General features: G+C 63.4%; 8 protein-coding genes. 4 read left to right on the plus strand and 4 right to left on the minus strand.

What is annotated here, in order from left to right; translation table 11 throughout:
* The first annotated feature begins 88 nt into the window (after window positions 1-88).
* Both EKO19_RS38410 and EKO19_RS24760 read left to right on the plus strand, forming a co-directional pair.
* Window positions 89-673 (plus strand): ECF-type sigma factor, encoded by a 585-nt coding sequence (locus EKO19_RS38410; RefSeq protein ID WP_157995426.1) that lies wholly within the window; start codon window positions 89-91, stop codon window positions 671-673.
* 12 nt (window positions 674-685) lie between these two features.
* Complete coding sequence (locus tag EKO19_RS24760) at window positions 686-3,049, plus strand: serine/threonine-protein kinase (protein WP_129779577.1); 2,364 nt, start codon at window positions 686-688, stop codon at window positions 3,047-3,049.
* On the opposite strand, the gene EKO19_RS24765 is transcribed toward EKO19_RS24760, so the two are convergent.
* The 4 genes from EKO19_RS24765 to EKO19_RS24780 form a co-directional block, all read right to left on the minus strand.
* Window positions 3,031-5,358 carry a S9 family peptidase gene (locus EKO19_RS24765; protein WP_129779579.1) on the minus strand — a complete coding sequence of 776 codons (2,328 nt, stop codon included), beginning with the start codon at window positions 5,356-5,358 and terminating at the stop codon, window positions 3,031-3,033. The two genes, EKO19_RS24760 and EKO19_RS24765, sit on opposite strands and share 19 nt — an antisense overlap.
* Before the next feature lie 9 nt (window positions 5,359-5,367).
* A complete protein-coding gene (locus tag EKO19_RS24770) occupies window positions 5,368-8,523 on the minus strand; it encodes a TonB-dependent receptor (protein ID WP_129779581.1) in 3,156 nt (1,051 codons plus the stop codon).
* Between the two features lie 88 nt (window positions 8,524-8,611).
* A complete protein-coding gene (locus EKO19_RS24775) occupies window positions 8,612-9,670 on the minus strand; it encodes a FecR family protein (protein ID WP_129779583.1) in 1,059 nt (352 codons plus the stop codon).
* Window positions 9,663-10,217 carry an RNA polymerase sigma factor gene (locus EKO19_RS24780; protein ID WP_129779585.1) on the minus strand — a complete coding sequence of 185 codons (555 nt, stop codon included), beginning with the start codon at window positions 10,215-10,217 and terminating at the stop codon, window positions 9,663-9,665. The genes EKO19_RS24775 and EKO19_RS24780 overlap by 8 nt, the downstream gene beginning before the upstream one ends.
* A gap of 243 nt (window positions 10,218-10,460) precedes the next feature.
* Here EKO19_RS24780 and EKO19_RS24785 point away from each other — a divergent pair, with 243 nt between their 5' ends.
* Together EKO19_RS24785 and EKO19_RS24790 are read left to right on the plus strand one after the other, a co-directional pair.
* The gene (locus EKO19_RS24785) at window positions 10,461-11,573 is read left to right on the plus strand and encodes an acyltransferase family protein (RefSeq protein ID WP_217705559.1); all 1,113 of its coding nucleotides are present in this window, start codon (window positions 10,461-10,463) and stop codon (window positions 11,571-11,573) included.
* An 83-nt stretch (window positions 11,574-11,656) separates the two neighbouring features.
* Window positions 11,657-14,236, plus strand: coding sequence for a M14 family metallopeptidase (locus EKO19_RS24790; protein WP_217705560.1), 2,580 nt, complete (start codon window positions 11,657-11,659; stop codon window positions 14,234-14,236).
* The last annotated feature ends 2 nt before the right edge of the window (window positions 14,237-14,238 follow it).

A 14,238-nucleotide genomic window follows, 5' to 3' on the forward strand; every position in this document is an offset into this window, starting at 1 on the left:
GCCAGGAACGTCGAAGAGCATAACCCGTGATCGCCGCAGATATCGATCCTCCGTGCCATCCGCTGTTCGATTGCCAGGACGGCGCGGCATGAGCCAGGCGGAGGTGCTTTCGGAAGCGACCGGGCTGTGGCGCGAGGCGCGGGACGGTGTCGTTCCGGCGCGCGACCGATTGCTCGAGCTGTGTTATGCGGAGCTGCGCCGGCTCGCCCGACGCATGCTGGCGGGAGATGCGGCGTCGTTGCGCATGCAGCCGACCGAGCTCGCCAATGAAGCGGCGATTCGCGTGCTCAAGCTGGATCTGATGAACTGGCACGATCGTGCGCACTTCCTCGCGACCGCCGCGACGGTGATGCGGCAGGCATTGCTCGACGAAGTGCGACGGTTCCGTGCCGAGAAACGGCAGCTGCCAGCCGTGTTTACGACACTGTTCGACAGCGGCGTCGCCACGATCGAGCTCGACCTGGAAAAGCTGGATCACTCTTTACAGCGACTGGCTGCGGTGTCGACGGAGCGGGCGCGGCTGGTCGAGCTGCGTTTCTTTGTCGGGTTGACGGTCGAGGAGACGGCCGACGCGCTCGGGATTTCCGCGGCGACGGTCAAGCGTCAATGGGATGTGGCCCGCGCCTGGCTCCTGCGCGATATCAATCAAGCGCGCGTTGCGCCGGCCTCATAGCGCTCCGCGCCGATGGATCTGGTCCGCGAACGCACCATTCTCGAGCTCGTTGAAGCCGCGCTCGATCTGCCAGCGGCGCAGCGCGAAGCATTTCTTCAAGAGAAGACCGCCGACGATGGATCGCTACTGCGCGATTCAATCGAGCTGTTGCGTGCGACGGAGACCGTCAATCATCACCTGCCCACGGTGTTGCCGATGGCGGCCGCGGAGTTCGACGATCCGCCGCCCGTGCGCATCGGCCGTTATCGAATCGGGACGCTGCTGGGGCGCGGCGGCATGGGACGCGTGTTCGCGGCCGAACGCGACGACGGCGTGTTCGAGCAAACCGTCGCCATCAAACTCACCCGACGCTCTCTGTCGTCGCAGGCGGCGGGCGAGCAGTTCGCCCGCGAGCGGCAGATTCTGGCGCGTTTACAACACCGGAATATCGCTCAGCTGTTCGATGGCGGCGTCACCGAGGACGGACATTCCTACTTCGTGATGGAGCTGGTCGCGGGGCGCGCCATCACTCAATACGTCAAGGAAGAGAAGCTCGGCGTCGCGGATACGATGCGGCTGTTCATGCAGATCTGCACGGCACTTCGCTACGCGCATTCGCGGCTGGTCGTGCACGCCGATATCAAGCCGAGCAACATCATCGTGACCGACGACGGCAGCGTAAAGCTGCTGGACTTTGGCGTCGCACGCGTCGTGAATGCCGGCACTGAATCGACGCCGGCGACATTCGCGCTCACTTACGAATATTCGAGTCCGGCCCGTCGTCTCGGCGACGCGCCGACGACCGCGGACGATGTGTACTCGCTCGGTGTGTTGCTCGAAGAGTTGCTGGGATTGTGGCCGCGTGTTCCAGCGGATCTGCGTTCGATCGCGCAGCGTGCCCGGCACGAGAACTCCGACGAACGATACTCATCAGTGGAAGCGCTCGGCGCGGACCTGGGACGTTGGCTCAATCATCGACCGGTCGTCGCCTACGGGGGCGGCTGGTACTACACGTTCAAAAAGTTGCTGTCCCGACATCGACTGGCCGCGACGACCGCGACGATCGGTACGGTGGCATTGTTGGTGGCCGCGGTGGCACTGGTTGTTTTGTATGAACGTGCGGAACAGGCGCGAGATCGTGCCGACCAGCGCTTCACGGATGCGCGGCAGCTCTCGCACTATGTGCTGTTCGATATTTACGAGCGGCTGGAGGGCGTACCGCGTGCGCTGACTCTGCGACGTGATATCGCGGAGGCAGGTCAGAGTTATCTGAACCGGCTCGCTCACGATCCCACTGCGCCGCTGGCGGTGCGACTGGAGGTCATCGAGGGCTTGCGTCGTCTCGCGCAGGTTCAGGCCGAGCCGGGCAGGGCGAGCCTGCATCAATTGCCGCAGGCACGTGCCAATCTCGACAAGGCATCGGAGCTGGCACTCGCACTGCCTTCGGACCGTGAGCACGCGGTCAGTCGAGCGCTGGTGCTGGGTCGCGTCGAGCTGGCACGCGCCAAGATCGCGGCGTACATCGATCAGGATTTCGCCGCAGCTCAACGTTCAGTGGACGCGAGCAAGGCGCTGCTCGCCGCGCTGGATCCGGCGCTGAGTCGCGATCCGCAGCTCGATGCGCTACGTCGGGATATTGCGGTTGAAGAGTCTGCGACGTTGCAGTGGCAGGGAAAGTACGCGGAAGCGCAGAGCATCGCGCGACTGGCACTCGAAGGCATGCCGGCCACGCCGGAGCCCACATTGGAGAACCGCGCGATCATTCTGCAGGGGGTGCGCCTGTTCAACATTCTCGCCGAGAGTCTTTATTACGCGGGGGATGCGGTTGCTGCCGAACGTGTCTATCGCGACGAGCATGTTCTGCTGGAGAAGGTCGCGGCGGCGATGCCGCGAGATATGGTTGTGAATCGGGCGTTCGCCATGTCGGCGTGGCAACTCGGATCGACGTTGCTCGAATTGAGCCGGGGACCGGAGGCGGAGCCCATTCTTGCGCGAGGCTATGCACTCTACGAACAGCTCGTGATGCTCGAACCCGATGATCGTGAGCTCGCTCGCGGTCAGAGCATCATCGCGAATGCCCACGCGCAGTCATTGGCCACGCTGCATCGATTTGCCGAGGCTACCGCGGTGCTGGAGCGATCGGTTGCCACTCGGCAACAGATCTGGGCAGGCTCCGCTGACAATTGGAGCGCGGCACGCGACTACATGATCGCGCTCGCGATGCTTGCCGACGTGCGAGCCGATGCAGGCCAGACACGACTGGCCTGCATCGACTATCGCCAAGTGCTCGCTACGGCTGAGCAGATGCGTGCCTCAGGGCATCTCTCCCAACTCGATCAAGATTACGCGCTGCGGCTCGTGGACGAGCGCATGGCGGCTCACTGCGCATCGCGTTGAACTCGCAAATGTTTGCGTAGAAACTCGACGCTGCGCCGGGCGGCATCGACGGCACTCGCGCGGGTCCACTCCGAAATGACGTGCCCTTGGTCGGCATAAAGCGCGAGCTGTACCGGCTTGTCCAGTCGACGAAGCGCAGTAAACATTCGCCGCGACTCTTCGCTCGGCACGCGTTGATCGCCTTCACCGCTCAAGATCAGCAGGGGAGTGAAGATTCGATCGGCGCGATAGTAGGGCGAGTTTTCGATGTAGCGGGTGAGTCCCGCCCACGGATGCACGCCCATGCGGCCCTGGCTGTGCTCCGACCAGGTGACGTTGATGGAGCTGCTGTTGTTGTCGATGCGGCCGTAACTGCCGGCGATGTCGAAGACGCCGTTCACGGGAATGGCGGCACGAAACAGGTTGGTCTGGCTGGCGATCAAGGCCGTGCCATAACCGCCATAGGACTGGCCGCTCAGTGCCACGCGTTCGATATCGATGTAACCGAGCTCGCTGGCGCGATAGACCTGCGGCAGCAGCGAGTCGACCATCTGTTTGGAAACATCGTTCTGCGCTTTCTCGGCGCCGAGTTTGACGTTCGCCATCAGCACGGCAAAGCCCCGGCTGGTGTAGATGAGGCTCGGAATGGTGTTGCCGGCGCCGCCGCCGAACGACTCGATCCGATTCGACAGATCGCCGCCGGGATAGATCATCACGATGGCCGGCAAGCGATCGCCGCGTTTTGCGCCGGGCGGCAGCAGGATGGTGCTGCGTACGGTTTCCATGGCGCCGAGCGCTCCCGGCATGATGGTCTGGAACGTTTCCGCCTTGCCGACCTGGACGCCATCCATGCGCGGATCGATGTCGATCGCCCGCTCGCGTGCGAACTTTGCTGAGAACACCGAGACGTTTTCGGCAGTCTGCAGATCCTCATACACACTGAGCCACGACTTGTGATCGTGGGTGGCGACGAAGTTGTTGCCGAAGTCGGCATGGCCTTGCCACAGGATTTCCTGTCGACCGGTGACGATGTCGGCGCGCACGACCTGACGTTGCCCGCTGGCTTTGTCGCGTTGCTGATAGGTGATACAGCATGCCTCCGGTTGCCACGCGGTGCGCTGGTCCGCGAGCAGCAACGAGACGAACTCGGCCGTCGGCGAGAGCTTGTGTCGCAGCGGTGTGCCGCCATCGAGAGGTACCACGGCGAGGCCGGCGGGTGTCGCGTCGGGCCGGTCGCTCTTTTCCGCATGAATGGGATCCACGCCGACGATCAGCCGGCCATCGCGCGTGAAAGAATAAACCGACGATTCCAGGCGACCGAGCTCGGGGGCGAGACGCCGCGGCTCGCTCGGGGTCGTGCCCGACAAGTCCACCAGATAAATGCCACCGTCATGCCAGTAGACCAGGCGATCCGCGCTCGGATGCCAGGTGTAGTGGGCGCGTCCGTTGGTGGGCCACAGTTCTCGCAGTTCGGGCGCGAGAACCTTGCGCGTGCCGTCCGCCAACGACACCGCGACCAGGCTCTTGCTGAAGCCGGCTGCCGAGTCTTTTTGAATCGATTGGGAGAAATAAGTCAACCATCGACCCGAAGCCGACACTTGCAGCGCCAGAGGCGTGGGGTCGGCGTCGGCGGGCACCAGTGTGCGGGCGTTGCCGGTGGCAACGTCGACTTCGAGAATGGAATATTTGACGCGTGCCCAGGAGATCGGGGCGTTGGCCTGCTGAGGCTCGCCTTCGCCGCCGGTGTTGAACACAGTGATGGCGGGCGTGTCCGTGACCACGGGCTTGGCTTTGGTCAGGGCGGACGCCGTCGCCGGCTTGTCTTCCGGCGAGGTGAGATACAACTTGCGATCGTCCGCCGACCAGTAGGGCAGCCCACTGAGCACGCCACCGGTCAGAATGTTTCCTATCTCCTTGCAGGCAGTGCCGTCGAACAGCCACAGGCCGGGCCGGCCGCCCGCGTCCGAATAGAACGCGATCTTGCTTTCATCGTGCGACCAGGCGGCGCTCCAGCTGCTGCCGGAAAGATTGCACAGCGGTCGAGCCGTCATCCGGCCGGTGCGATCCTGACGCTCGGCCAGCTGGATGCTCGCGCCGAGGAAATACCCAGGCGTCTTGCGTGGATCGAATTCCTGTTCACCCGGCAGGCTCGCGGGCTTGCGTTGCACCGTATAGGTCAGACGCCGATCGTCGCGAGTCAGGCCGAAAGTGTCGTAATACAGGACCTCGATGGGATCGAAGGCGAGCTCATAACTGAAGCCCGGGTCCGGATTCTGGGCGGCCGAGGCCAGCACTGGCAGCAGTACCGCTGCCAACGCGAAGTTGCGCATGATCGACTCCTAGAAGCTTTGCTTGACGGTGAGGTAGTAGGTGGCGAGGCGGGGATCGCCGAGCCAGCTGTAGAACTGATAGCCGTTGACCGTGTCGTACGGCGGTTTGCTGTTGAACAGGTTGCGCACGCCGGCCTGGATTTCCAGGCCGCCGAGCAGCTGGCTCACGAGGCCCGCGTGGGCCGCTTCGTCGAAGCGATATTTCGCGAACACATCGTGATAGATCTGACGGTCGACGCGTCCGCCATCGCCTTGATTGACGAACACGACGGCGCTGCTGGCGGCGGCGGGGTTGGCGACGTAGTACGAGCCGATGTAGCGCGAGGTCCAGCCGGCGTTCCAATTGCCGGCGCCCCAGGTGAGGCCGAAATTTCCTTTGAACTTGACCGGAATCGACAGGGAGAACGCCGCCACACCGGCGAGCTCCGAAACCGGCAGCGCCTGTGCGAGCCGAGTGTCGTAGGTCGGTTGGTAAGTCGCGAATGCAAACATGCCGAACTGACCGAAGCGGGTGCGCGGCAGGTCGTAGCTCATCTGCAGATCGAAGGCTTCGAGCTTGGCCCACGCCGAGTTGATGGTCGTCGAATCGATCACGGTAATCGGTCCGGCCCAGCCGGCGGGGTCGGTCGGCAGGTTCGGGCCGCGCGTTACACGGCCAGGAAAATAGGCTTCGTTGTCGATGATCTGCTGATCGCTCAACGTGGCGATGTTGTCTTCCTTCTCGATGCTGGTGTAGTCGAGCGAAACGCGCAGCCCTTCGAGCGCGCGCGGCGTCCAGATCAAGCCCGCCGACCAGCTGATGGAAGATTCGGGTTGCAGATTGGGATTGCCGCCAGAGATCGCGGTCCACGGCCCGGGCGAGCCGGTGTAGCCGCGTCGTGGATCGATGTATGAGCCATTGGCGATCGACTGTCGGGGAGCGGTGAGCTGATTGATCTCCGGCGGAATGAAGCCCGTGCCCCAGCTGGCACGCAGCGCCAATGATTCGATCGGCTGGAAATGCAATGCCACCAGCGGATTCACGTCGTCGGCGTCGTTGGTGATATAGATCGCCGGTCCGGGAGCCGCCGGCGGGTTGTAACTCACATAGTTGGCGTTCCGGCTGCGATATCGATCCCAGCGTGCCGCGAGCTGCAATTCCAGCGATCGTGCCCAAGCCAGGCCGTTGTTTGCCGACAGCAGCGGCACGCGCACTTCCATGTAGGCGCTGTCGATCTTCTGCGTGCGCTCCGGGAAGTGCGCGCCGATGGTTCTGTTTCTGACCAGCTGATCGCCGCTGCCGTATTTCACGTCCTGCTGTTCGAGCAGGAAGGAGAGTTGCGGCGCGCCGGCCTTGAAGCCGAATCCGATCGGACCGCTCACCCGCAGCGCCGGGTTGCGAGTGGTCGAGGTGACGGGAATGCCGACCGTTTGCGGACCCTCGATGTAGCCGCTCAAGTCATCGCCGGAAGCATCGGCGTCGCGTAGCAGATCGAGACTGCCATCGGCCAGCGCGGCATTGACGCGCGCGTTGACCCAGAGACCGGTTTGATAGCTCAATTCGGCGCGGGTAAAGGTGTAGTCGGCGGACATCGTCCATTGCGCCGGCAGTTGCACGATCAGGCCGGCGCCAAGGCGGTCGTATTTGCTCTCCATCATATCGGTGGTGTTGAACTGGCCGGTGGCGCCGACCACCGTGATGGGTTGCTGGAAGGGATTGGTCGGCGCATCGGCGGCGAGCGTGCCGTAATAGGCGGCGGAGCCAGGACCTCGACTGGTGTTCTCGGAATGCGAGGCTTCGAAAAATCCATGCAGGCGCTGGGTGAATTCGTGACGAATCGTGCCGCTGATGGCCTTCACGCTCGGGGTGGGGCCGAAGCTGCCATTGCCGGCGTTGAAGTTCGCGGCATTGCTCAGATCCAGGTTGTACTGACCGGCGTTGGCGACCAGCGCGTGACCGCCGTCGGAGGCAACGCCGGCATAGCCGAGCGGCGCGCTGGTGAATCTCGCATTCAAGGGGGTGCCATCGTCGAGCACCAGGTTCTGGCCGTTCGAGCTCAGCACGTTGGCGGCTGCGCCGGAGACAGGAAATGTCAGCGTGCGTTGCCAGTTGGGGTTGTTCGCGGAGATTCGCTGACGACCGCGTTGAATGAAATCGCGGTCGTGCAGTTCCAGCGGATTGCTCTCGCTGTAGCTGCCGGACAGCAGTACGTTGGTGCGGCCTTCGAAGAAGTTGAAGCCGCTGGCGACGTCGATGCGACGGCTGGAGGAGTCACTGTCGAAACTGTTGTCGTAGGTCGCGCTGACTTCGAGACCCGAGTAGTCGCGCCGAAGCACGACGTTCACCACGCCGCCGGTGGCCGCGCCGCCATAGATCGCGGAGGCGGTGGTCGGCAGCACTTCGATGCGCTCGATGGCCGCGAGTGGAATGCCATTGAGGTCGGGCTGACCCGGCGAGAATCCGGAGGAGGTCTTGGCCGCGCGACGGCCGTCGATGAGAATCAATGTTTGATTTTCGCCCAGGCCGCGCAGGTTCACGCCGCTGACTGCGCCCGCGACGTTGGTGGTCTGCGCGCTGGTGCCGCCAGTGGCGCTCATGGTGAGGCGCGTTTTCAGAAAGTCGTTGATGTCGACCGCGCCCGATTGTTCGATGACGGCCCGCTCGAAAATCACATACGGCTGCGGGTCGTCTTGCGAGCGACGAATGTCGGTGTTGAGCAGTCGCGCGCCGGTCACGAGCACTTCGGGGACGCGAAATGTTCCCTCCGTGATGCTGGAAGGATCCGCGCCGGGCGCGGTCCGTTCGGTCTCGGCCGCATCGTCGCCGGCGTCCGCCTGCGCGACACGAATGAGCGATGCCTTTGCCGAGTGGGTGGTCTTCTCGAGCTGCAGCAGGATCGCGCCTTGCGGCGTGGTGGCGAAGGTGAGGCCGGTATCCTTGAGCAGGACGGCGAGCGCTTCGATGGGATTGAGCGTGCCGCGTACGCCGCTGGAATATTTCTTCGCGACGATCTCGGGCGTGAACAGGATTTCCTGCTGACTCTGCCGTGCGAATTCACTCAGCGCGGCGTTAAGCGACTGGGCGTTGATGTTGAACGCGCGTGACGCGGCTTCTTCGGCGTGCACCGTACCGGCCAGCATCGCGGCGACCACGGCGGCCAATGTCTTCGATCTCAGCTTGAGCATTGCGACGAACTCCCCATGGCGTCTCTGGATCGGACGCGTTATGGGAAGTAGGACGCGCGTGCTGACAGAAGCCGAACGCGAGCGAAGATTATGGTGTGGCAGAGGAAGCACGCCCGATCAGGGTGAGCGTCTGCTCATCGGCGTGGTCCACTGTGATCGGGAAATACATCGTGAGGGCTTCGACGAACACTGCGGGCCGGCTGGTGGAGAACGCACCACTGATGCGCAGGTCGGCGAGCGACGCGTCGCGGAGCTCGAGCCGGCGGTCGCTGTAACGATTCATCTCGGCAATGGCGTCGGCGAGACGTGTGTCGTCGAACAGGAGTTGTCCGTGCTGCCAGCTGGTGGTGCGTTCGGGGTCGGCGGTGCGGATCCGATCGAGCTGTACGTCGTCGACGGTGAGTTGTTCGCCGGCGGTGATCGTTGCGATCCGCGCGGGCATGTTTGTAGCCGGTGGTGTCGAGTCGCTTGTGCGGTTGGAGGCGACGCGTTCCACGCGGACCGTGCCCTCTACCATCGTCACTTGCATGCGCGCGCCATCGAGACGGACGTCGAAGGCCGTTCCGACGGCAACCAGACGCCGATCATTGGCGGTGACTACGAAGGGACGCGCGGGATCTTTGGCCACTTCGAACAACGCCTGTCCGCGTAACAAACGCAGGCCACGCTCGGTAGGGGAGAAGGCGACTTCCACCGAGGAGTCGGTATTGAGTGTGACCTGCGAGCCGTCCTTGAGATTGATCACCAATCGTTCGCCGACGCCGGTCGCATAAGTGCCGTCGCGAGCAACGCCCAACGAGGCGAGCAATGCATCGGTCTGAGAAGAGAGCTGCGGCATCTGGCCGAGCAGCACGGCGGCGCCGATCACCAGACAGGCCGCTGCGGCGGCCAGCCAACCTTGTCGAGTCGTTCGCGCCGAGCGTCGCGTGATTCGCAGGGCGGTCTCATGACGAAGGGACAGCATCTGTGAGTCCTGAGCGCTTTGCTGAGCCAGCGCCCAGGTCTTTTTCACTTGCTCATAGGCCTGGCGGTGCGCTTCGGATTCATCGAGCCAGCGCTCGAGTGCCGCTTGCTTCTCGGCCGAAGCGGACCGTGATGTTTCATCCAGCCACCGGGCCGCGCGCTCGATGAGATCGTGGTCACTCACGGGACGACACTCCTTCGTCAGTCAACGCACTATTCAGGTGCGCGAGCGCTTTCGCCGAATGTTTCTCCACGGCACGTACCGAGACACCGAGCAAGCCAGCCACCTCTGCATGTTTCAATCCCTCGACGCAACGGAGTATGAAAACATCCCGCGTCCGCTCCGGCAGCTCGCGCAACGCGCTCGACAATCTTGCGATCGCCTCGCGCCCCAGGGCTACGCGCTCGGGGGACAGCTCGGAGGGAACCTGTTCGGTTGCCTGGTCCGCGCCATCGATGGCCTCGATGTGCCGCTCGCGAACCGACATCCGGCGATAGTGATCCTTCAACGCATTGGACGCGGTCTGGAATATGTAAGCATCGGGGTTATCGACGGTGTGCGCGTCCGGGCGCTGCGCGAGCCGCAGAAAGACCTGCTGGACCAGATCCGGCACCTCGGGCGAATTGCGGGTTCGCTTGCGAAAGAAGCTCAGCAGCGGCGCGTAGTAGCGTCGCACGATTTCATCGAGCCGCTCGCGCGTGCTGGGGGCGGTGTTGGAAACGGAGGCCATCGGTTCGCCGTCGTGATGAGTCAACGATGACCCAACGACGTCGTCCAAGGCAAGCCACTAAAAAAGAAATCCAGAACCGGTTCGGGTTGTGGGCCGACGCGCGTCATACAGCTGTCACATACGCTTCATTGTCGAACGCCGTTACAGTTGAAACAAAAATAGTTGCGGTGCACGAAGCGCATCTGTACAAATCCCTACCCTATAAAAAATTCAAGATTGCACGGGGGAGCGGGGTCCGGGGCTTTGTTCGACTGGCTTAGAGAACGTTTCGAGTTCGAGCGCGATGGCAACGGACATACCATCAGGCCCATGGAAGGCCTGCGTGGCTTCGCGGTGCTGTTGGTGTTTCTGGTTCATTACGAATCGCTGCTGGCGCCCTGGATCGCGCAGGACGCATCGCTGCTCGCGTTGGCTCATGCCATCGAGACGGTCGGTTCCAACGGGGTCGATCTGTTCTTCCTGCTCAGCGGCTATCTCATTTACGGCTCGCTGCTGAAAGGCCAGCAATCGTTCCCGAAATACTTCGCGCGCCGCCTGCGCAGGATCTATCCGGCGTTCACGGCCGTCTTCGTGATGTATCTCGCCCTGTCGATCCTGCTGCCCTCCGAGAGCAAGATCCCGGACGATGGGGCGGCGTGGTTCCTGATCGCCAACTATCTGCTGCTGCCGGACCTGTGGCCGATCCAACCGATGATCACGGTGGCGTGGTCGTTGAGTTATGAAATGTTCTCTTACCTGGCGTTGCCGCTGCTGATCGCGCTGTTCAAGCTGCGGGATCGTTCTGTCACCTGGCGGGTGACGTTCTTCCTGTCGATCGCGGTGGCGTTCTCGATCTATACCGCGCTGAATGGCGGTCCGGTCCGTCTGATCATGTTCATCTCCGGCATCGCGTTGTATGAGGCCATCAACAACAGTGAGCTGAGGATCGGCGGCGGCCTCGGCGCGCACGCATTGCTGGTCGGGCTGTTCTTCTCGCTCTGGCCCCTGGCGGAACCGCTCGGCAAGTCGATCAAGGTCGCGGTGATGTTCGTGGGCTTCTTCGTGTTCGGCCTCGCTTGCCTGCGCGCGTCGCAGGGCTGGCTGCCGGTAGCATTCTCGTGGACCCCGCTGCGGTGGCTCGGGAACATGAGTTACTCGTACTACCTGTTGCACGGCCTGGTGCTCAAAGGCGGATTCATGCTGCTGTCCCGGGTGTTGCCGCCGACGGGCGAGCAGTCGGTGCTGCATTGGATCCTGCTGTTGCCGATGCTGGCGCTGACCCTGGTGCCCTCCGCCATGCTGTTCTTCACCATCGAACGTCCGTTCTCCCTGGCGCCCCGATCGACTCCGGCCCGTATGCAAAGAAGCCCGGCCTGAAGGTTAAGTCGGCGGTCGGAAAATTTGGTCGCCTATGCGCGCCGCCAGTGCGGGCGGCGCCACTGCAGGTTGATCCCTTGAGCGTGACCCGATCCCTTCGACTCATCGCCGGCCTGTTATTGGTGGCCACGGCCCAGGCTGGCTTCGCTCAACAGCAGTCGCTGCCGACCCCGGAGCAGTTCTTCGGCTACCGGATGGGCGCGGATCGCAAGCTGGCGGGATGGGAACAGCTGTACGCGTACTACCGGAAGCTCGATGCGGCGTCCGACCGCATGCAGATGGTCGAGCTCGGCAAGAGCAGCGAAGGGCGCCAGTTCGTGGCGATCTTCATTTCCTCGCCCCAGAACCTGGCGAGGCTCGAGCAACTGCGCGAGCTCAATGCGCGGTTGGCCGATCCACGCGGCTTGCCGGAGGCGCAGGCCCGTCAGGTCGTCGAGCAGGCGCGGTCCGTGATCATTCAGACGTTCGGGCTGCATTCCACCGAAGTCGCATCGACCCAGACGGCGGCCGAATTCGTTTACGACAGCATCGCTCGCGAGGACGCCGAAGCAGCGAGGATTCGCGACAACGTCATCAACATCGTCCTGCCGTCCATCAATCCGGACGGCACTCAGATGCTGGCCGACTGGTATTCGAAGTACGTCGGCACCAAGTACGAAGGCGCGCGCCCGCCCTCGCTGTATCAGCTCTACGCCGGTCACGACAACAACCGCGATGGCTTCGCATTGAACCTGGTCGAGTCGCAACACCTCGGCAAGCTGATGTATCGCGACTGGGTGCCGCAGGCCTACATGGATCATCACCAGCAGGGCGTGAATGGCGCGCGTCTGGTCATCCCGCCGTATGCTGAGCCGATCCGGCCGGATGCCGATCCGCTGGTATGGCGGGAGATGACCTGGTTCGGCGGTCACATGGGCACCAGGCTGGAAGCGGCCGGCAAGACCGGCGTGATCGGCTCGGCCGTGTATTCCGGCTGGGGCCACATGGGCTTCCACTGGATCACGCCATTTCACAACATCGCCGGCATGCTGGCCGAGTCGGCGGGCGCGCGGCTGGCCACTCCTATCTATATGCATCCCGATCAGTTGCGCGGCGGCGATCGGAACATGCCGACGTACCAATCGCAGGTCGCGATGCCGAGCGTGTGGCCCGGCGGCTGGTGGCGGGTGCGGGACATCGTCGAACAGCAGAAGATCGTGGCCTGGTCGATCGTCGATCTGGCGGCACGCGATCGCGAGACGCTGTTGTGGGACATGTACTTGAAGGGCGTCCGTCAGGTGGAGCGGGGCGCGAACGCGGAGGTGAAGGCTTATGTGATCGAAGCCGCCCAGCACGATCCGCTGACGGTGCAGAAACTGGTCAACATGTTCGTGCGCTCGGGCGTCGAGGTGCAACAGGCGAAGGCGTCGTTCGTCGTGGACGGTCGCGCTTACGGGGCCGGCTCGTTCGTCGTGTCGATGGCGCAACCCAAGCAGGGGCTGGTGCGATGGATGCTCGGCCGCACGTTCTATCCGGATAACGCATTCACGCGCGACACCCAGAACAACCCGATCACGCCGTACGACATGTCGACGGACACGTTCAACGAGTTCATGGGCGTGCGCGCCGATCCGGTCGGCGTGCCGGTGGCGGTCGAGGCGACGACGTTGACGACACCGCTGACTCCCCAAGGGAACGTCGATGCGGACGCCGGCCATGGCTATGTCCTGAGCACGAAGCTCAACGACAGTTTCCGCGCTGCCTTCCTGTTGCTGGGGCAGGGCGTCAAGGTTCAGCGCATCGCCGACGCACCGGGTTTCACGCCGGGCGATTTCGTCGTGACCGGCGCGAGCCAGGCGCAACTGCTCGAGGTCGCGAAACGGACCGGCGTCGATTTCGTCGCGCTAAAGCAGGCGCCCTCGGGGACCTACGCCGTGCGTAAGCCGCGCGTTGGTTTGTTTCAGCGCTACGATGGCGGCAATGCCGACGAGGGCTGGACGCGGCTGATGTTCGAGCAGTTCGACGTGCCCTATGCAACGTTGATGGACGCGCGACTGAAGAAGGGCGATCTCAACCGCAGCTTCGACGTGATCATCCTGCCCTCCGACAAGGCGCAGACCCTGCTCGGCGAGGGCAACGATGAAAAGCTCGCGGATGGCGACGAGGATCTGACCCGGCCGCCTGAGTTTCGCAGCGGCTTCGGCAAGGTGGGCACCAAGGCGCTGCAGGAGTTCGTGAAGAAGGGCGGCACGCTCGTGACGTTCGGCCGCTCCGGCGAGCTGCCGGTCGGCAAGTTCAAACTGCCGGTGCGCAACGTGATCGCCAACCTGCCGGCCAAGGAATTCTGGTCGCCCGGCTCGACGCTGCGGGTCCGCTTCGACCGCCACGATCCGATCGCCTACGGCATGCCGGCGCAGGGGCTGGCGCTGCTGATGGGCGGCGAGGTCTACGAGGTCGCGGTCAACGACAAGGGCGAGGACGTGAAGATCCCCGCCACTTATCTGGACCGGGACATCCTGCAGAGCGGCTGGCTGCTGGGCGAAGGGGTCATCGCCAACAAGGCCGCCGTCATGACCGTGAAATATGGCGAGGGCCGGGTGGTCCTGCTCGGTTTCCGGCCGCAGCACCGGGATCAGACCCATGGCACATTCAAGCTGGTGTTCAATTCGCTGCTGAATTTCTAGGG

Source organism: Peristeroidobacter soli (assembly GCF_004138485.1).
In the GTDB taxonomy this organism is placed as follows: domain Bacteria; phylum Pseudomonadota; class Gammaproteobacteria; order Steroidobacterales; family Steroidobacteraceae; genus Steroidobacter; species Steroidobacter soli.

Excerpts from the sequence above, each read along its gene's own strand:
- EKO19_RS24760 (WP_129779577.1), top strand. The coding sequence starts at position 686 with ATGGATCTGGTCCGCGAACGCACCATTCTCGAGCTCGTTGAAGCCGCG.
- EKO19_RS24780 (WP_129779585.1), bottom strand. The coding sequence starts at position 10,217 with ATGGCCTCCGTTTCCAACACCGCCCCCAGCACGCGCGAGCGGCTCGAT.
- EKO19_RS24765 (WP_129779579.1), bottom strand. The coding sequence starts at position 5,358 with ATGCGCAACTTCGCGTTGGCAGCGGTACTGCTGCCAGTGCTGGCCTCG.
- EKO19_RS24770 (WP_129779581.1), bottom strand. The coding sequence starts at position 8,523 with ATGCTCAAGCTGAGATCGAAGACATTGGCCGCCGTGGTCGCCGCGATG.
- EKO19_RS38410 (WP_157995426.1), top strand. The coding sequence starts at position 89 with ATGAGCCAGGCGGAGGTGCTTTCGGAAGCGACCGGGCTGTGGCGCGAG.